We start from the raw sequence: 17,560 nt of genomic DNA, 5'->3' as shown, positions 1-17,560 counted from the left end.
TCATGCTAGGTAGCCGAATATAATCCGTCAATTCGATTCAATTTATTTGGTAAATCCAAAATATGGATATTCGATGGACATACACCAAGTCGACCTGAATCTGCTCAAGGCCTTCGATGCGATGATGCGCACGCGCAGCGTGACGCAGGCGGGGATCGTGCTCGGATTGAGCCAGCCGGCCATGAGCTTTGCGCTCTCGAAATTGCGCCTGATGTTCGACGATCCGCTCTTCGTGCGCTCCGCACGCGGCATGGAGCCGACCGCGCGGGCGCAGGAACTGGCCGAGCCGGTCACGCGCATGCTGTATCTGATCCAGGATGAGATCCTGCCGCGGCCCACCTTCCATCCGGCGTCTTCACGCGAGACGTTCGTGATGTGCATGTCGGATATCGGCGAGATGGTGTTTCTGCCGCGCCTGCTGAAGCATCTGGACAGCGTGGCGCCGCACGTGAAGATCAAGACGGTCGCGCCCACGCCGCAGGAGCTCGAAGTCGGGCTGACGGAGGGCGACATCGCGCTCGCGGTGGGGGTGTTTCCGGATCTGGAGAGCGCGTCCATTCGCCAGAAGCTGCTGTATCAGCACTCGTTCGTGTGCGTGATGCGCGTCGACCATCCGGACATCGGGCAGACCATGACGAAGGAGGAATACGAGGCCGCCGACCATGTGGCGGTGCGCCCGGAGGGGCGTCGCGCCGATTACTTCGAGAAAACGCTGGAGCGGCTGGGCGTGCATCGCAACGTGCGACTCTCGCTGCCGCGCTACATGGGCGTGCCGTTCATCGTTGCCGACTCGAACATGATCGCCACCGTGCCGCTCTCGGTCGGTCGCCGGTTTGCCGACTTCGCCCGCGTGAGACTCGTGCCGTTGCCGTTCAATGTGCCCGCCTACGATCTGCATCTGCACTGGCATTCGCGCTTTCACAACGATCCGGCCAACGCGTGGATGCGCGACGTGATGTCGACGCTGGTGAGCGCGCCGAGACGGCCTGCGCCGCCCGAGGCGTGAGCTCGCGCAATATCACGGAACGCCGGTAAGGATTGGAAATGTTGTATTTCTGTGCTGTCGCTGCCACCTCGTGACAACACTCGTTGACGTCGCGCCGAGGTTTGTTAATATCCCAAAACTTAAATGAGAACGTTAACGATTCTCATTAATAAAAAAGATTTCACTAGTCACACGGGAATTCCAGCATGTCTTTCGTTCACGCCCCTCGCACGCCGCGTGCGAACGGTCGCTTCGTCGCGCGCGACGCCTTCCTGCCTCGCAGCGCCATGGCGCCGCTGGCGTTGGCCACCTGCCTCGTCTTCGCCGCGGTCCCCGCTTTCGCTCAGTCGAGTCCGGGCGGCGCTGCCGGTGCGGCTGGCCCTGCCGCCGCCGATGCCACCGCAGGCACGGGCGTCGGCGCCCAGGCCGAACTCAGCGCGACCACCGTCACGAGTACGGTGTTGCGCGAGACGCCGCAGAATCTCAAGCAGCCGGTGCAGTCCGGCGCGCTCGGCTCGCGCAGCCAGCTCGACACGCCGTTCTCGACCACGGTGGTGAGCCAGGAACAGCTCGAACAGCGTCAGCCGGCCAAGCTCGGCGACGTGTTCTCGACGGACGCGTCGGTCACCGACGGCAGTAACGCTTTCGACGCGTGGGCCGGCTACATCTACGTGCGCGGCATGCCGATCGACTGGCAATACGGTTTCAAGCTCGACGGCATGCCGGTGATGACCTACGGCGTGACGATGCCCTACGAGCAGTTCGAACGCGTGGAACTGCTCAAGGGCCTCACCGGATTCATGTACGGTTTCGTCGCGCCGGGCGGCGTGGTGAACTACGTGACCAAGAAGCCGACGGACGAGCGCATCGCCAGCGTGGACGTGGGCTTCCATTCGGACGGCATCTGGCGCGAGCACGTCGATCTGGGCGGCCGCGCCGGCCCGAACGACATGTTCGGCGCCCGTCTGAACTACACGCACGAGGAAGGTCGCACATACACCGATGGCAACCTGAACCGCGACACGGTCTCGCTCGCGCTCGATGCGCGCATCACCCCGGACCTGACGTGGGACTTCAACGCGATGTACCAGGATCGGCGCGCGACGGGCACGTCGCCCTCGCTCTCCACGGCGAACTTCCGGGGCAACCAGTTGCCGGGTCCGATCGACATATCGAACGCCAATCTGCAGACGCAGGCCACGCACCTGAACACGATCACCCAGTTCTACAACACCGGTCTGCATTACCAGATCAATCCGGACTGGAAGGTTTCGGCCAACTTCACGTACAACAAGTCGACGCGGGACCGCAACGAAGCCACGCTGTATCTGCTCAATGGCGCGGGCGACTACCGCGGCCTGAACGATCTGGGCGACGAAATCAATACATTCCACGCGTGGCAGATCACTGCCGAAGGCAAGGTCCGCACCGGACCGTTTACGCACAGCCTGACGTTCGGCTACGCGTCGCAATACCAGACGAACGACTACCAGTACCTGTACAGCCCATCGACGCCGAATCCGGGCAATATTTTCTCGACGTACTCGGGCAATCTGTACCAGGGCGCGTCGTACCAGTTCCATGGCGACGGTTCCCCGCTGAAGGCGCAGCGCTCGAGCGCGATCGAACAGCGCTCGGTCTTCGCGGCCGACACGGTGCAACTTACGGAACGCTGGTCGGTGCTGGGCGGCGTGCGCTTCACGAATTACAACCAGACCAACGCGCAAGGGCTGTCGACGTATTCGACGAACGGTGTGTTCACGCCGACGCTCGCCGTGATGTACAAGCTCGCGGCGAACACCACGGCTTATGCGAGCTACGTGGAAGCGCTGGAAGCCGGTGAAGTGGTCGGCTCGACCTATGCGAACGCCGGCGCGGTGCTCAACCCGTTCAAGAGCCGTCAGTACGAAGTCGGCGTGAAGACGGAGCAGGGCAACTGGAGCACGACGGCGGCGCTCTTCCGCATCGAGCGCGGCGCCGTCTACACGAACGGCGCCAACGCCCGCGTGTCGGACGGTCAGTCGATCTACCAGGGGATCGAACTCGCAGGCTCGGTGAAGCTCGGCCCGCTGTGGACGGTCGGCGCAAGCGCGATGGCGCTCGACAGCTGGTACGCCCGCACGAACGGCTTCGACGGCAATCGCGTGGGCGGCGCGCCGCGCTTCGTGCTCTCGGGCAACGTCGAGTACAAGATTCCCTACGTACCCGGCCTGTCGGTCGGCGGCGACATCCGCTACAACGGCCGCACGGCGCTCAATCCGCAGAACTCTCTGACCGTTTCGGGTTACACGTTGATCAACCTCGGCGCGACCTACCGCACGCGCGTTGCGGGCAAGGACGTGACGTTGCGCGCAGCCGTGACCAACCTCACCAACCGCAAGTACTGGGAGTATCAGTACGACAACTACATCAAGGCGGCCGACCCGCGCATGGTCAGCCTGAACGCGAAGATCGACTTCTGATCGTCGCGCGACGCGCACGCGCGTAGACGTCACCGCCAATACAGCGGCTCGGTCAGTGCGACTCCTCGGCGTTGGACATCGGTCCAACGCTTGCGGGGCGGTTCTGGTCGGCCGCCGTTTTTCTTTGCGGACGGCCAAAGGTAGAAGCCGCATCCCTCGCTATTCCGTCCATCGAAAAAATCAATCGGCAAAAGCGACGAAAGGACTTGTTTATCTATCTACTGATAGATAAACTCCGTTCCATGAATCGCAAAACGACATCGCAAGCCGCATCGTCCGTCCGGGACCAACTGCTCGATCATGCGCAGACGTTCCTGATGACGCGAGGCTACAACGGCTTCAGCTATCGGGATCTGGCCGAGCGCGTCGGGGTGAAGACGTCGAGCATCCACTACTACTTCCCCGCCAAGGAAGACTTGGTGCTCGAAGCGATCAAGGCTTACGAGGCGGCCATCGACGAAGGCGTGGCTGGCATCGACGAGAGGTTGCCCCCTGCGAAGAAGCTCTCGCAGTACGCGCAGGGGTTTGGGCGGATTGCCGCGGACGGACATCGGATCTGTCTGTGCGGCATGCTCGCCGCGGACATCGAGACACTGCCGGAAACGGTTCGCGACGCCGTACAACGGTTCTTCGCGAAGCACGAGGCGTGGTTGGCGACGGTGCTCGCGCAAGGCGTGGGCGAAGGATCGCTGCTGTTGACGTCGTCGCCTGAAGCGACCGCCCGTGCGCTGTTTGCGGGGTTCCAGGGCAGTGTGATGGCATCGCGGCTGTTTCGCGCGCCGTCACGACTGGAAGACGTGGTCGCGTCCGTGTGCGGTAGGGTGTAGGGCGTAGAGTGCAAGAGGTCGGGTGTCACGGGAGCGAAGTCTCCCGTTTATTTGGGATTCGAAATCTATCTTCCAGTAGATAGATTTCTTTGGATTGCAGGAAACGGGACAGGGCGGCGGAGAGCGTTCACCGTTGGGTTCCAGCAGGTGCATTAAGATCGTCGACGGCGTTGTGCGCGGATTTCGCCAGCATCGTCGACTCGGGAACACACGCGTGCATCTGGCGTCTGCTTAGATGTCGGATGTGCGCATGTCAGGTTGATCGTGGGGTTTGCAGAGGCGCCGCGAGGGCGCGTCCGGCTGCCGCGGTCGAAGTTTGGAAGTGAAATTCGTCTACTTACCAGGAGTTCGTCATGTCGATCGAAAAAGTGCTGTACACCGCTCATGCCACCGCCACGGGAGGCCGTGATGGCCGTGCCGTCTCGTCCGACGGCGTGCTCGACGTCAAGCTGGTGGTGCCCAAGGAAATGGGCGGCCCCGGCGTTGGCGGCACCAACCCGGAGCAATTGTTCGCCGCCGGTTATTCGGCCTGCTTCCTGGGCGCGTTGAAGTTCGTCGCCGGCAAGGAAAAGATCGCACTGCCTGCCGACACGAAAATCGATGGCAGCGTGGGCATCGGTCAGATCCCGACGGGCTTCGGCATTCAGGCCGAACTGAAGATCAGCGTGCCGGGCGTCGATCGCGCCACGGTCGAAGCGCTCGTGCAAAAGGCCCACGTCGTGTGCCCGTACTCGAACGCCACGCGCGGCAACATCGACGTGACGCTGACGGTGGTCTGAGCCAGGTCAACGTTGTGTCAGGACGGCCGGAGACTCTCGCCCGGTCGTGACAAGGGCAGCCCGCGGGCTGCCCTTTTTCGTTGTGGCGTGTCCGGTGCGCGAATGTCGCGCTGACGCCGCTGCCGTTCGACCGTCACGTCCGTCACTTCGTCTTCACTTCCACCTTGATGCCGTCGGGCAGCACGGTGATCGCGCCCGGTTCGACCTCGCGTCCGCCGTAGCGCAATTGCTCGGGCTTGAACGTGTAGAGCGGATATTGATTGAGCACCTGCTGCGCCACGGTGCCGCCGATAGCTGTCAATTGCTGTCCGTAGGCGGGCGGCATGCCGTTCACATCCACACGCTCGACGCTGGGATTGTCGAGCAGTATGGCGCGTTTGACCGGGTCGTACTTCAACGCGCTGGAGATCGCCAGCACGCCTTTGAGCGGCTGGCCTTGCAGCAGCACGTTCTGCAACTGTGCATCGACTTGCGTGTTGACGCGATTGGCCTGCGGATTGAAGCCGATCCGCGGATGTGTCAGCTCGACGCTCAGCAACTGGCCGTAGTTGAGCGTCGTCGGAAAGCGCTTGTCGACGGCGGCCTCGATCTCCTTGCGCGTCATCGTGTATTCGCCGGTCCAGATGTTGTAGGCCGCGGCGGCCGGGCGCGTGAACGGAACGAGCAGGAGGCCAAGCAGGCCGGCGGCCGTCATGCGCAACACGTCGCGACGCGCCGGATCGGTGGTGCCGAGCGGTTCGAGGCTGTCGGGGCCGGCGAACTGGTGTGAGCGATATGGCGAGCGGGGAGAAGTCATGTTGCGCATGTCCGGGGGCGGGCGCGGCATGGCCGTGCCGGGAACGTCGATGCAGATGTGACTCGCGCGGCGGGGATTCGTTCTGGACGCCGCGTTTTGCCATTCGCGATCCGCAGGGCTCGCCGAGGCTGCCGTGCCGGCGGATTCAAAGCGTTCGGCGAGTTCAGCGAATCCGGCGGGGTCGGGCGATTTGCCGACTCAATAGTGCGGCGGGATTTCGTGGCGCGGATTGCCGTCGTTGCCACCGCTCTGGCCTTGCGACTGCATTTGCTGATACAGGGCCTTGAACTGCTTTTGCAGCAGGTCGATCTGCTGTTCCTGACGGGTGACGATCTCGTTGAGCGTCTCGAGCAGGTCTTCCTGAAACGCCGCCTTGATTTCGAGTTCGACGACACGCGATTCCAACGATTCCATGAGCTTCTCCGGTGAACGCGGCATTGTAGGCCATCGGCGAGGCGCACTGTCCGACATGGCGTGGTACACCGGCGCCCGGCATAATCGCACCATGAAAACCTTTCTGCTTTATGTCGCGACGGCGGTGGCCGAAATCGTCGGCTGCTATCTGCCGTGGCTCTGGCTCAAACAGGGGCGCAGCGTCTGGCTGCTCGTTCCCGGTGCGCTGTCGCTGGCCCTGTTTGCGTGGCTGCTCACGCTGCATCCCTCGGCGGCCGGACGCGTCTATGCCGCCTATGGCGGCGTCTACATCGGGGTCGCGATCGTGTGGTTGTGGCTCGTTGACGGTTTGCGTCCGACGTCATGGGACGTGGCGGGCGTGGCTGTCGCGCTCGTCGGCATGAGCCTGATTGCGTTTCAGCCGCGCTGAAACGAAGCGACGCTCGGTTGAGGGCGCTGCAATAGGCGAGCTACGGATTCAGCACGGACTCACGCGGTATGTGCAGCGCTGCCCGCCGGCGAGGATGTGCGTCTCGCGCGAGACGGTGCCGCGCTCGCCGATCAACTCCTGGAACAGTTCCAGCTCGGAGCGGCAAAAGCCCTGACACGTCTTCGCCGCCGCGCAGATGGGGCAATGGTCTTCGATCAGCAGCCAGTCGTCGCCGTCGCGCTCCACGCGTGCCATGTACCCCTCCGCCGATCGAATCTCCGCGAGCTTCTGCACCCGCGCCGACAGACTCGGCAGGCCGTCGATGGCCTGCTTGTAGTGCAGGCGGGTGTCGGCCGCGCGCTGTGCGATCAGGCGATCGAGGCCGTCTTCGCCGAACAACTGGCGAATCGAGCCGATCAGTTGCACGGTCAACTGCGGGTGCGCATCCGGAAAGCGGCCGTGGCCGGCCTCGGTCAACGTCCACGCTCGCCGGGGACGGCCCGCGCCACGCGCGGGCATCGTCTCGCCGACGAGCCAACCTTCCGCCACCAGCCTCTGGACTTGCTGACGCGCCGCTTCAGCCGTGATGCCCAGGCCTGACGCGACTTCCGCCGTCGACGCGGGGCCCTGCGTCTTGAGCCAGTGCAGCACGCGCTCGTGCCCGGCATTCGGCGTTGTCGCCCTATTATCCAAGGGGGTATTTGGGTAATTCATCGTGAGGCATGTAATATCCAAGAACTTTCTTGCATATTAGTCCGCCCACGGGCGGCTGTCCATTCATGACAACGAACATGACGAACGCCACGGCGCCGGGCTGGCACGATTTGTTGAGAGGTAACAACGGTTGGCGCTCGCTGGCCCTGGCGGGCGGCGTCGCCCTGCATGCGACCAATGTGTATGTGGCGACGACAGTGTTGCCGTCCATCGTGAAAGACATCGGGGGGCTCGATCTGTATTCGTGGAACACCACGCTCTTCGTTGTCGCCTCGATTCTCGGCTCGGTATTCGCGTCGAAGATGCTCACCGCGCTCGGGCCGCGCGCGGCCTATCTTGCCGGGCTGCTCGGTTTCAGCGCGGGCACGATCGTGTGCGCGGCCGCGCCCGACATGCCCTGGATGCTCGCCGGCCGCACCCTGCAGGGCTTCGGCGGCGGCATTCTTCTCGCACTCAGTTATGCGTTGATCCGCATCGTCTTTGCGCCACCGCTGTGGTCGCGCGCGATGGGTCTCGTCTCGGGGATGTGGGGTGTGGCCACCTTGTGCGGGCCGGCGGTCGGCGGCGTGTTCGCACAACTCGGACACTGGCGCTGGGCCTTCTGGTCGCTTTTGCCGGTGGTCGTCTGCCTCGGTCTGATCATCCGTGCGCAAGTGGCGCCGGGACGGGCGAGCGCAACGGCGGGCAACGAGGCGTCGAACGCCACCGGTGAAGCGCATGCCGTGCCCTGGTTCAAGGTCGTCCTGCTGTGCGCTTCGGCCGTCGCCATCTCGCTCGGCGCCGTCGTCGACTCGCATGCGATGGCGGCCGCATGGGTCGTCGTGGGACTCGGGCTGGCGTGGTGGCTCGCGCGGCGCGAGCGCAGCGCGCGACATGCACAGCCGCGTCTGATGCCGACCGGTGCGTATTCGCTGCGCACACGCCTGGGCAGTCTGTACGCCGCGATGAGCCTGCTTGGGCTGGCGACGACGAGCGAAATCTACGTGCCTTATTTCCTGCAGACGATTCACGGCCAGACGCCGTTCGCCGCTGGCTACCTCGCGGCCCTCATGGCGGCGGGGTGGTCGGTCGGTTCGATGACGAGCGCGGGGCGCCACGGCGAGGCGGCCGAGCGACGCGTGCGCCTCGGCCCCGTGATCGTCACGATCGGCATGCTGGCGCTGGCCTGGCTGTTGCCGCAAGCGTCGCTCTTCGCGACGAACACCGGTGTGGCGTCGATCTGCTTCGCGTTGTTCGCGGTGGGCGTGGGCGTCGGCATGGGCTGGCCGCATCTGCTGACTCGCGTGATGACGGCGGCGCGTCCGGGCGAAGCGCACCTCGCGTCGGCGTCGATCACCACGGTGCAGTTGTATTCGATGGCGCTCGGCTCGGCCCTCGCGGGGTTGGTCGCCAATTCGGCCGGCCTGGCCGACGGCGCGCTTGCCGAAGTGCAGCGCGCGGCGGTCTGGCTGTTTGCGACGTTCGCGCTGGCCCCGGCCGGTGCGGCGGTTCTGGCAATGCGCGGCAAGGTGGCCGCTCCCGTCACGGGGCAGGAGGCATCATGATCGATCGCATCACCGCCATGCGCACTTTCGTGCGCGTGGCCGACGTTGGCAGCTTCACGAAGGCGGCGCTGTCGCTCGATATTCCGCGCGCCACCGCCACTACCCAGGTGCAGCATCTCGAACGCTGGCTCGGCGTGGCGCTGTTCACGCGCTCGACGCGTCGCGTCGCCCTCACGATGGAGGGCGCGGCGTATTACGAACGGTGTGCCGCGATCCTCGCCGACGTGGAGGAGGTGGAGTCGGGACTCTTCGGAGCACAGACCCAATTGCGCGGACGTCTCGTCGTGGTCCTGCCGCCGGTCATCGCGCGTGAAGTCGTGATGCCGTCGCTGGCCGGTTTTCAGGCGCGCTATCCGGGCCTCGAGATCGCGCTCGATGCGACGCCCGCGCACGGCGACTGGCGCGGCGACGGCGTCGACTGTGGCGTGGTGCTGGGCGAGTTGCCGGACTCGCGGCTCGTGGCGCGCCATCTCGGCGATCTGCCTCGGGTGACATGCGCGAGTCGCCGCTATCTCGATCTTCATGGCACGCCCGGGAACCCCGACGACCTCGCCACGCATACTTCGGTGAAATGGCTGACGGCGCCCGTCGAAACGCTCGGGGTGCCCGGCGCGGGCCGGCAGGTCGAGATGGAGGGGCTGACACCGCTCCCGGCGCGTTGCGGCGATCTCACATTGACGATTGGCGCGAAGGCAACGTGCGTGCGCACGCGCGGGCAGTTGCATGTCGGCGACGAGGCCGCTTATCTCGCCGCGGGACTGGAAGGCCTTGGCCTGATCCAGCCGACGTTGCTCGCCGCGGCCCCTTATCTCGCCTCGGGGCGGCTCGTGCCGGTGTTGCCGAAGTGCCCGCCGCCGACGTTGCGGCTTTCGGCGGCGTATCCGGCGCAAAAGCGAATATCGCCTCGCGTGCGGGCTTTCGTCGACTGGCTCGCGGAGATTTGCGAGCCGCTGAGCAACGCGCCCGCTTACGTGCCGGCGTCGCCTGAGCCGGACGACACGGCGTCCAGCGCGCGGCGCCCGTTCACCGTGCCGGCGTAGTGGTTGCGCTTCTCTTCGTACATCAGCAGATCGGCGCGTTGGATGGCGGCTTCGAGCCGCTCGCCGGCCTCGCACGTGGCGGTGCCCATCGAGAATGAGAGTGGCGTGCCCGGATAGAAAGAGTTGTTCAGCTCCACGAGCTGGCGAATGCTCTCGATCATGGCGGCGCCGCCGCTTGCATCGGTCGAGGGCAGCAGCAGCGCGAATTCGTCGCCGCCGATGCGCGCGGCTATCTGCGGCGCGACCGTTGCCTTGCCCAGCACCTCGCCGGCGCGGCGCAGCAAGGCGTCGCCCGCCGCGTGGCCGAGCTGGTCGTTCACGCCCTTCAAGCCATTCAGATCGGCCACGATCACCGTGACGGGATACGGTCCCTTGCGTTCGAGCCGGTTGAGTTCGTCCGCGTAGAACGAGCGGTTGCGCAGCTTGGTGAGCACGTCGTGCTTGCCGAGGAATTCGAGGTACGACTCCGCCTTCTTGCGCGCGGTGATGTCGGTGAGCGCAACGAGCACCAGGTCCCAGCGCGCTTCATGGCCGGGCAGCACGGCAAACTGCAGGTGGACGTTGATCTCGTTGCCGTCGAGCGCATAGTTGATGACTTCGCGCTGCTGGAATAGCTTGTTGTCCCACAGGTCGATGAGCTGCTCGCGAAAGTTGTGGCGCATGTCGTCGCGAAATACGTCGGGCAGATGCGAGAGCAAGGTGGCCTTGTCCGGCGCGACGAACATCGCCAGCGTGTGGCGGTTCACGTCGAGCACATGAATCTCGGTCATGCAGCGCTCGACGAACTCGGGGTGCACGTCGGTAAACGTGCGGAAGTCGGTGATGCCGCGGGCGCGTGCATCGTCGAGCAGCATCTTGATGGCGCTGAAATCCTCCACCCACAACGAGACTGGCGAGTATTCGAAAAGTCCGCGGGCGTACTGCTCGCCCATCGTCACGCGCTGGCGTACATGCTCGAGTTCGGTGACATCTTCGAGCGAGATCAGCACGCGCGCGAGCGTGTCCTCGTGGCCGGGCAGGACCGTGCCGTGCAGAAGCACGTCGAGGCGCCGCCCGTCGAGCGTGTAGTTGACGGTCTTGCTGGTGAAGTGGGTGCGGCCGTCCCAGAGCTGGCAGAGCTCTTCGATGTGCGTCTTGAGCATGTCGTCGCGGAACACGCGCGGCAGGTTGGCCACGAGCGTATCGAGCGACGGCGCGTTGAACATCGACAGCGTGCGCCGGTTGACCTTGACGACCCGGATGCGCTGCGAGCACGCCGACACGTGGGCCGGGTCCGCCTTGAAGTGCGCGCGCAGGTCGGTCACGCCCTGTGCGCGCCATGTGTCGAAGAGTTGCTGCACGCCGCTGAAGTCCTCGAGCCAGAGCGAGACGGGCGCGAGGTCGAACATCAGCGTGTCGTCGGTGGTCGGGGAGGACGAAGGCGAGGGGGACAACGAAGACGGCTGGGAAGGTACGGCAGGCATGGCGTCCGGCATGTGGCACCTGAGGTCGGGTCAGGCCGCCATTCTAAGGGCAAACGGACGCCGCGCCACGCCAGCGGCCCATTAGAGCAGCGGTGCGCCGGTGTCGCGCTTGACTTCGTACAGCGAGAGCATCGATTCGATGGACGAGACGCCGGGCAGGGCGCGCAGCACGTCGCGCGTGAACAGGCCGTAGTCGTCGAGATCGGTGGCGACCACGCCGAGGAGGTAGTCGGCGCTGCCGGAAATGTTGTGGCACGACACGATGCGATCGATCGCCTGCACTTCGCGCTCGAACTTTTCGGAGAGCGCGCGATCGTGGACGGCGAAGCGGACGTGCACGAATGCCATGACCCCGAGGCCCAGTGCCCGGCGCGAGAGTTCGGCCCGGTAGCCGGTGATGTGGCCGTCGGCCTCGAGCCGCTTGAGACGACGTGCGCATGGGGTTTCGGACAGCGACACGCGCTCGGCAAGCCGTGCGTTGGAGATACGGCCGTCGCGCTGGACGATGGCAAGGATCGCCCGGTCGGTGGCGTCGAGATCATTCATTGTGATATCCCGCTACAAAAGCGACTGAAAAGACGGCATTCCACCACGAACCGGCGCCGCCGGGAAGTGTTGCCCTCATCCTTCCAGCCTGGGGCGAGCGGCGTTCGAGTCCGCTGAGAGGAAAGGGAATTTCTTCGATGTTAGTGTTTTGGTAGTTGAAAGCATCAAAAAAATGAATTGTATGGGGTGGAAAACGCTATCTATCCCTCCCCGATTGGCGCGATCATTTCCTCCTGTGTTTCGTCGCGTTGGTCCACAGGGGACATTCATCATGGTTTCGCTGCAGTTGCTCACCGTTTTCATTGGCGCCTTGATCGTCGTCTACGCTTTGCCCGGCCCGGACATGGCGCTGGTGATGCAGACCAGCATGACGCGCGGGGTGCGGCACGGCCTGGCCACGGCGCTCGGGTTGGCGCTTGCTCGCGCCGGGCACGTCACGCTTTCTGCCTGTGGCGTGGCCGCGCTGCTGCGCGCCGCGCCGTGGTTGTTCGAGACGGTGCGTATCGCGGGCGCCATCTATCTCGCATGGATCGCGATTCAGATCTGGCGCTCGCCGGCGTTCGGCATGGAGGCCGCCGCGGCGTCCACCGACGCGCCGCCGCCGCTCGGACACGCCGTGCGGCGTGGCGTGCTCTCGAGCGTGCTCAACCCCAAGGCGCTCCTGTTCTGCTCGGTGCTGCTGCCGCAGTTTGTGCACCCGGAGGCCGGCCCGGTCTGGACGCAAGTCCTCGAACTCGGTGTACTGCTGCTCATCGTGGGCGCGATTTTCGACGTCGCGCTCGCCTTCGGCGCGGCGCGCATCGCACACTGGCTACGCACGCGGCCGTTTGCCCAAAAAGTGCAACGCTGGTCGTTCGCGACGGCACTCATGGCCTTTGCCGTACGACTGTCGCTCGACTGAAAAGCGGGGCAGAATACGTCGTCCGTACATCCCGCCATCCGATGTGCACCATTCCGGTGCGTCTCATCCAATTTCGCTGCAACACCGCAAATTCGGGTGCGACACAACGTCGCACCCGTTGAAATCAGTGAACGTTCCCGCATTGCTGCATTGCACAGCGTTTACCGCCCAAAAGGTGCCGATCTGCTTTGAAAATGCCGCGCGCGTACGCGTGAAGGCTGCGCGACACATTGTCGCGCAGGCGATTGGGCGATGTCCGGGCTAATTAAACTTCGGCATAATGCCGCACCGTGATGGAAGTAAAAGACAAGAAGTCGGACAGTGACTTGAGGTCTGCGGGCGGCAACCTGCCCCGGTTCCCGTCTTTTCGATGACACAGTCGTCGTAGTTCGACCGGTGCAATACCGGCGCGACGACTGCTCCCGTCCCCTTAACCCTTGCCAACCTCCTGCGACCCTGCATCAGGCCGGTAAGCCCGTGTTGCGCCGTTCGCTGGCCAACTCAACCTGTCGTGTGACATGAAGAAACACAGAAACCCGCGATTGTTTAGGCTCCTCGCCTTGTGCTCGCCGCTGCTTTTGGCCGGCTGCAACATGACGCTGCTCGACCCTAAAGGGCAGATCGGAGTAGAGAACAAGTCCCTGATCCTCACGGCCACGTGGCTGATGCTGATCGTGGTGATTCCGGTCATCCTGATGACGCTGTGGTTTGCGTGGAAGTACCGCGCGAGCAACAAGTCGGCGCGCTACGAGCCGAACTGGTCGCACTCGACGGCCATTGAGGTCGTGGTCTGGCTGGTGCCGATCGTCATCATTGTGATTCTTGCCCGCCTCACCTGGGTCTCCACTCACGAGCTCGATCCCTACAAGCCGCTGGAAAGCGACGTGAAGCCGATCACGGTCGAAGTGGTGTCGATGAACTACAAGTGGTTGTTCATCTACCCGGAGCAGGGCATTGCGACGATCAACGAGTTGGCCGTGCCTGTCGATACGCCGGTGAATTTCAAGATCACGTCGGAATCGATCATGAATTCGTTCTTCATTCCGCAATTGGGTAGCCAGGTCTACACGATGGCCGGCATGGAAACGAAGCTGCACCTGATTGCCAACCACGTCGGCGCGTACGACGGGATTTCGGCGAACTACAGCGGCGGCGGCTTCTCGGGCATGCGTTTCAAGACGCTGGCGATGAGCGACAACGATTTCCAGCAATGGGTGAAGAAGGTGCGCGAGTCGAAGAAGGTGCTCGACAAGAGCGGCTACGCTTCGCTGGTGCCGCCGAGCGAGAACTCGCCGGTCACGTATTACAGCTCGGTCGACGCGAACATGTTCCAGTCGATCCTGCACGCCCCGATGGCGACTGGCATGGCCACGCAGCATGAAGGCCATGAAAACCACGGCGCCATGGAAATGAAGGGCATGGACATGAAGATGGAAATGAAGGGCGCGGGCACGGACGCCGCGACGGCTCCGGCCGCCGCCGCCAAGGTGCAGAACGGCCAGTCGATGACCATGGCCATGGACAACGCCGGTGCGCACGCGATGCACGCCGGTACGGCCGCGCATGCGCATAAGGAGTAAACGACAATGTCAACGCTGTTTGGCAAACTGACCCTCGAAGCCATTCCGTACCACGAGCCGATCATCGTCGGCGCGGTCGGCATGATGGTGCTGGGCGGGTTGGGCATCATTGCGCTGCTCACCTACTTCGGCAAATGGAAGTACCTGTGGAACGAGTGGATTACGTCGGTCGATCACAAGAAGATCGGCGTGATGTACGTGCTCGTCGCGCTCGTCATGCTGCTGCGCGGCTTTGCCGACGCCATCATGATGCGTACGCAGCTCATGCTCGCGCACAATGCGCCGGGCGTGCTCCCGCCGGATCACTACGACCAGATCTTCACCGCTCACGGCGTGATCATGATCTTCTTCGTGGCGATGCCGTTCATGACGGGGCTGGTCAACCTCGTGGTGCCGCTGCAGATCGGCGCACGCGACGTGGCCTTCCCGTTCCTGAACACGCTTTCGTTCTGGCTGTTCGTGGCCGGCGCGGCGCTGGTGAACCTGTCGCTGGGCGTGGGTGAATTCGCGCGCACGGGCTGGCTGGCCTATCCGCCGCTCTCGGGCATTCAATACAGTCCGGGCGTGGGGGTGGATTACTACATCTGGGCTTTGCAGATATCGGGCTTGGGAACGTTGCTCACGGGTGTGAACTTCGTCGTGACGATCCTGAAGATGCGCGCTCCGGGCATGAACCTGATGAAGATGCCGGTCTTCACGTGGACGTCGCTGTGCACGATGGTGCTGGTGTGCGCTGCGTTCCCGGTGCTGACGGTGACTCTGGCGCTGCTCTCGCTGGACCGCTACCTCGACTTCCATTTCTTCACGAATGAGTTGGGCGGCAACCCGATGATGTACATCAACCTGATCTGGATCTGGGGTCACCCGGAGGTGTACATCCTGATTCTGCCGGCGTTCGGTATCTTCTCGGAGATCATCTCGACGTTCTCGGGCAAGAAACTGTTCGGCTACAAGTCGATGGTGTATGCCACGGCTGCGATCATGGTGTTGTCGTTCCTCGTGTGGGCGCACCACTTCTTCACGATGGGCTCGGGCGCCAGCGTGAACGCCTTCTTCGGTATCGCGACGATGATCATCTCGATTCCGACGGGCGTGAAGATCTTCAACTGGCTGTTCACGATGTACCGTGGTCGCGTGCAGATGACGGTGCCGGTGCTGTGGACGCTGGGCTTCATCGTGACGTTCGTGATCGGTGGTATGACGGGCGTGCTGCTGGCCGTGCCGGGCGCGGACTTCGTGCTGCACAACTCGCTGTTCCTGATTGCTCACTTCCACAACGTGATCATCGGCGGCGTGCTGTTCGGCTACATCGCGGGCATGAACTACTGGTTCCCGAAGGCCTTCGGCTTCAAGCTCGATTCGCGTACGGGCAAGGCAAGCTTCTGGTGCTGGCTGATCGGCTTCTACCTCGCGTTCATGCCGCTGTATGTGCTCGGCCTGATGGGCATGACCCGTCGTCTGAACCACTACGAAAACGCCGCATGGCAGCCGTGGCTGATCGCCGCCTGGGTGGGTGCGCTGTTCATCGCCGCGGGTATCGGCTTCCAGGTGCTGCAACTGGTCATCTCGATCAAGAACCGCAAGGCGCTGGCCGATACGACGGGCGATCCGTGGAACGGCCGCACGCTGGAGTGGATGACGTCGTCGCCGCCGCAGTTCTACAACTTTGCCGAAGAGCCGCGCGTGCATGACATCGACGAGCTGGCCTATCGCAAGGAACATGGCATCAAGGGCGATCTGAAGACGAGCTACGCGCCGATCCACATGCCGAAGAACACGGGCGCCGGTTTCATCATCAGCGCGTTCTCGCTGGTGTTCGGTTTCGCCGCGATCTGGCACATCTGGTGGCTGGCTATCGTCGGTTTCGTGGGCATGATCGTGACGTTCATCTGCCGCAGCAACGACGATTCGATCGACTACTACGTGCAGTCGCCGGAAGTGGTGGCCATTGAAACGGCCCACCATCAGGCGCTGGCCGCAGCAGCAAAGGCTTAATCATGACGAGCGAAGTTCTCAAACACTCTGGCGCGCATGCGGATGCGCATGCGCACGACCACGCGCACCACGACACCGGCGGCAACACGATCTTCGGTTTCTGGGTGTACCTGATGACCGACCTGGTGCTGTTCGCCAGCCTGTTCGCGACGTTCGCGGTTCTGCGCGACGCCACGGCAGGCGGTCCGACGGGCAAGGAACTGTTCGACCTGAAGTTCGTGCTGGTCGAAACGTTCATCCTGCTGTTCTCGTCGATCACCTACGGTTTCGCCATGGTCGGTCTGCACAACGGCAAGAAGGGCGCCGTGCAAGGCTGGCTGGCCGTCACGTGGCTGCTGGGCGCCGCGTTCATCGCGATGGAACTGTACGAGTTCCACCACCTGATCCTCGAAGGCGCCGGCCCGAACCGCAGCGGTTTCCTGTCGTCGTTCTTCGCGCTCGTGGCGACCCACGGTCTGCACGTGGCCTCGGGCCTGCTGTGGATGGCCGTGCTGATGTTCCAGATCGGCAAGAAGGGCCTGACCTCGACGAACACGACGCGTCTGCAATGCCTGTCGCTGTTCTGGCACTTTCTGGACGTGGTCTGGATCGGCGTGTTCACGGTCGTGTACCTGATGGGAGCGATGTAAATGAGCAATACGAAATCGGTGCAATCGCACGGCCACGACGCTGGCCACAATGCCGCCGGTGGCAGCCACGGCAGCGTGAAGTCGTACCTGATCGGCTTCGTGCTCGCGGTGATCCTGACCGTCGTGCCGTTCAAGCTGGTGATGGATGGTACGATGCCGCCGTCGACGGTGCTGCCGCTGATTCTCGGCGCCGCCCTCGTGCAGATCATCGTTCACCTGATCTACTTCCTGCACATGGACCGCTCGTCGGAACAACGCTGGAATGTGATGGCATTCCTGTTCACCGTGCTGATCGTGGCCATCGTGCTCGTCGGCTCGCTGTGGATCATGCACAATGCCAACTCGCTGATGATGCCGGGCATGTAATGCCGGCAACTTTCTCCGGTGCAGGTCGACCGGGGAGAGGGCTTCTCGGAGGCGCTTCCCGTGCCTCCGTCATACCCCGGATGTTGGCTTCCCGCTGGCTCCGGGGTTTG

At 63.6% G+C, this 17,560-nt stretch carries 17 protein-coding genes; 12 read left to right on the top strand and 5 right to left on the bottom strand.

The window, feature by feature from the left end; genetic code table 11:
- Nucleotides 1–73 precede the first annotated feature (73 nt).
- From RO07_RS17910 to RO07_RS17895, 4 genes are all read left to right on the top strand, one after another.
- A complete protein-coding gene (locus RO07_RS17910) occupies nt 74–1,006 on the top strand; it encodes a LysR family transcriptional regulator (protein ID WP_052266695.1) in 933 nt (310 codons plus the stop codon).
- 266 nt (nt 1,007–1,272) lie between these two features.
- Complete coding sequence (locus RO07_RS17905; protein WP_167369455.1) at nt 1,273–3,447, top strand: TonB-dependent siderophore receptor; 2,175 nt, start codon at nt 1,273–1,275, stop codon at nt 3,445–3,447.
- Nucleotides 3,448–3,689: 242 nt separating this feature from the next.
- The gene (locus RO07_RS17900; protein WP_039404556.1) at nt 3,690–4,274 is read left to right on the top strand and encodes a TetR/AcrR family transcriptional regulator; all 585 of its coding nucleotides are present in this window, start codon (nt 3,690–3,692) and stop codon (nt 4,272–4,274) included.
- 353 nt (nt 4,275–4,627) lie between these two features.
- Nucleotides 4,628–5,053 (top strand): organic hydroperoxide resistance protein, encoded by a 426-nt coding sequence (locus tag RO07_RS17895; RefSeq protein ID WP_039404554.1) that lies wholly within the window; start codon nt 4,628–4,630, stop codon nt 5,051–5,053.
- Between the two features lie 142 nt (nt 5,054–5,195).
- Here RO07_RS17895 and RO07_RS17890 read toward each other — a convergent pair whose 3' ends face one another.
- Together RO07_RS17890 and RO07_RS17885 are read right to left on the bottom strand one after the other, a co-directional pair.
- On the bottom strand, nt 5,196–5,849 hold the full coding sequence (locus tag RO07_RS17890; protein ID WP_335645801.1) for a DUF1439 domain-containing protein: 654 nt from the start codon (nt 5,847–5,849) through the stop codon (nt 5,196–5,198).
- 198 nt (nt 5,850–6,047) lie between these two features.
- A complete protein-coding gene (locus tag RO07_RS17885) occupies nt 6,048–6,254 on the bottom strand; it encodes a SlyX family protein (protein ID WP_039412730.1) in 207 nt (68 codons plus the stop codon).
- A 100-nt stretch (nt 6,255–6,354) separates the two neighbouring features.
- On the opposite strand from RO07_RS17885, the gene RO07_RS17880 reads away from it, so the two are divergent.
- The gene (locus RO07_RS17880; protein WP_039412728.1) at nt 6,355–6,672 is read left to right on the top strand and encodes a YnfA family protein; all 318 of its coding nucleotides are present in this window, start codon (nt 6,355–6,357) and stop codon (nt 6,670–6,672) included.
- A 48-nt stretch (nt 6,673–6,720) separates the two neighbouring features.
- Here RO07_RS17880 and RO07_RS17875 read toward each other — a convergent pair whose 3' ends face one another.
- Complete coding sequence (locus tag RO07_RS17875) at nt 6,721–7,323, bottom strand: helix-turn-helix transcriptional regulator (protein WP_335645800.1); 603 nt, start codon at nt 7,321–7,323, stop codon at nt 6,721–6,723.
- Nucleotides 7,324–7,463: 140 nt separating this feature from the next.
- Here RO07_RS17875 and RO07_RS17870 point away from each other — a divergent pair, with 140 nt between their 5' ends.
- Together RO07_RS17870 and RO07_RS17865 are read left to right on the top strand one after the other, a co-directional pair.
- Nucleotides 7,464–8,930 carry an MFS transporter gene (locus RO07_RS17870; RefSeq protein WP_039404550.1) on the top strand — a complete coding sequence of 489 codons (1,467 nt, stop codon included), beginning with the start codon at nt 7,464–7,466 and terminating at the stop codon, nt 8,928–8,930.
- On the top strand, nt 8,927–9,970 hold the full coding sequence (locus RO07_RS17865) for a LysR family transcriptional regulator (RefSeq protein ID WP_052266694.1): 1,044 nt from the start codon (nt 8,927–8,929) through the stop codon (nt 9,968–9,970). Before RO07_RS17870 ends, RO07_RS17865 begins: the two co-directional genes overlap by 4 nt.
- Here RO07_RS17865 and RO07_RS17860 read toward each other — a convergent pair.
- Both RO07_RS17860 and RO07_RS17855 read right to left on the bottom strand, forming a co-directional pair.
- Entirely contained in the window at nt 9,898–11,445 is a 1,548-nt protein-coding gene (locus RO07_RS17860) for a sensor domain-containing diguanylate cyclase (RefSeq protein WP_084072677.1), read from the bottom strand. The genes RO07_RS17865 and RO07_RS17860 overlap by 73 nt on opposite strands.
- Before the next feature lie 69 nt (nt 11,446–11,514).
- Nucleotides 11,515–11,979: an Lrp/AsnC family transcriptional regulator gene (locus RO07_RS17855; RefSeq protein ID WP_039404548.1), complete on the bottom strand. Its 465-nt coding sequence runs from the start codon at nt 11,977–11,979 to the stop codon at nt 11,515–11,517.
- A gap of 271 nt (nt 11,980–12,250) precedes the next feature.
- Here RO07_RS17855 and RO07_RS17850 point away from each other — a divergent pair, with 271 nt between their 5' ends.
- The 5 genes from RO07_RS17850 to RO07_RS26375 all read left to right on the top strand — a co-directional run bounded on the left by RO07_RS17850 (nt 12,251) and on the right by RO07_RS26375 (nt 17,450).
- On the top strand, nt 12,251–12,880 hold the full coding sequence (locus RO07_RS17850) for a LysE family translocator (RefSeq protein ID WP_039404546.1): 630 nt from the start codon (nt 12,251–12,253) through the stop codon (nt 12,878–12,880).
- Between the two features lie 518 nt (nt 12,881–13,398).
- On the top strand, nt 13,399–14,460 hold the full coding sequence (gene cyoA, locus RO07_RS17845; protein WP_084072676.1) for a ubiquinol oxidase subunit II: 1,062 nt from the start codon (nt 13,399–13,401) through the stop codon (nt 14,458–14,460).
- 15 nt (nt 14,461–14,475) lie between these two features.
- Nucleotides 14,476–16,455 carry a cytochrome o ubiquinol oxidase subunit I gene (cyoB, locus tag RO07_RS17840; RefSeq protein WP_039412716.1) on the top strand — a complete coding sequence of 660 codons (1,980 nt, stop codon included), beginning with the start codon at nt 14,476–14,478 and terminating at the stop codon, nt 16,453–16,455.
- A gap of 2 nt (nt 16,456–16,457) precedes the next feature.
- Nucleotides 16,458–17,084, top strand: coding sequence for a cytochrome o ubiquinol oxidase subunit III (locus tag RO07_RS26380; protein ID WP_039404545.1), 627 nt, complete (start codon nt 16,458–16,460; stop codon nt 17,082–17,084).
- On the top strand, nt 17,085–17,450 hold the full coding sequence (locus RO07_RS26375; RefSeq protein WP_052266693.1) for a cytochrome o ubiquinol oxidase subunit IV: 366 nt from the start codon (nt 17,085–17,087) through the stop codon (nt 17,448–17,450). It begins immediately after the preceding gene.
- The last annotated feature ends 110 nt before the right edge of the window (nt 17,451–17,560 follow it).

Origin of the sequence: Pandoraea pulmonicola (assembly GCF_000815105.2) — a bacterium.
Taxonomy (GTDB): domain Bacteria; phylum Pseudomonadota; class Gammaproteobacteria; order Burkholderiales; family Burkholderiaceae; genus Pandoraea; species Pandoraea pulmonicola.
Note: the sequence above shows the minus strand (reverse complement) of the source record. Positions and strands in the feature narration are given on the sequence as shown.

Bases quoted from the DNA above. Each gene is read 5' to 3' on its own strand.
- RO07_RS17890 (WP_335645801.1), bottom strand. From the start codon at position 5,849: ATGACTTCTCCCCGCTCGCCATATCGCTCACACCAGTTCGCCGGCCCC.
- RO07_RS17905 (WP_167369455.1), top strand. From the start codon at position 1,273: ATGGCGCCGCTGGCGTTGGCCACCTGCCTCGTCTTCGCCGCGGTCCCC.
- RO07_RS17850 (WP_039404546.1), top strand. From the start codon at position 12,251: ATGGTTTCGCTGCAGTTGCTCACCGTTTTCATTGGCGCCTTGATCGTC.
- RO07_RS17910 (WP_052266695.1), top strand. From the start codon at position 74: ATGGACATACACCAAGTCGACCTGAATCTGCTCAAGGCCTTCGATGCG.
- RO07_RS17900 (WP_039404556.1), top strand. From the start codon at position 3,690: ATGAATCGCAAAACGACATCGCAAGCCGCATCGTCCGTCCGGGACCAA.
- RO07_RS17880 (WP_039412728.1), top strand. From the start codon at position 6,355: ATGAAAACCTTTCTGCTTTATGTCGCGACGGCGGTGGCCGAAATCGTC.
- RO07_RS17855 (WP_039404548.1), bottom strand. From the start codon at position 11,979: ATGAATGATCTCGACGCCACCGACCGGGCGATCCTTGCCATCGTCCAG.
- RO07_RS17860 (WP_084072677.1), bottom strand. From the start codon at position 11,445: ATGCCGGACGCCATGCCTGCCGTACCTTCCCAGCCGTCTTCGTTGTCC.
- cyoA (WP_084072676.1), top strand. From the start codon at position 13,399: ATGAAGAAACACAGAAACCCGCGATTGTTTAGGCTCCTCGCCTTGTGC.
- RO07_RS26380 (WP_039404545.1), top strand. From the start codon at position 16,458: ATGACGAGCGAAGTTCTCAAACACTCTGGCGCGCATGCGGATGCGCAT.
- RO07_RS26375 (WP_052266693.1), top strand. From the start codon at position 17,085: ATGAGCAATACGAAATCGGTGCAATCGCACGGCCACGACGCTGGCCAC.
- RO07_RS17865 (WP_052266694.1), top strand. From the start codon at position 8,927: ATGATCGATCGCATCACCGCCATGCGCACTTTCGTGCGCGTGGCCGAC.
- RO07_RS17895 (WP_039404554.1), top strand. From the start codon at position 4,628: ATGTCGATCGAAAAAGTGCTGTACACCGCTCATGCCACCGCCACGGGA.
- RO07_RS17870 (WP_039404550.1), top strand. From the start codon at position 7,464: ATGACGAACGCCACGGCGCCGGGCTGGCACGATTTGTTGAGAGGTAAC.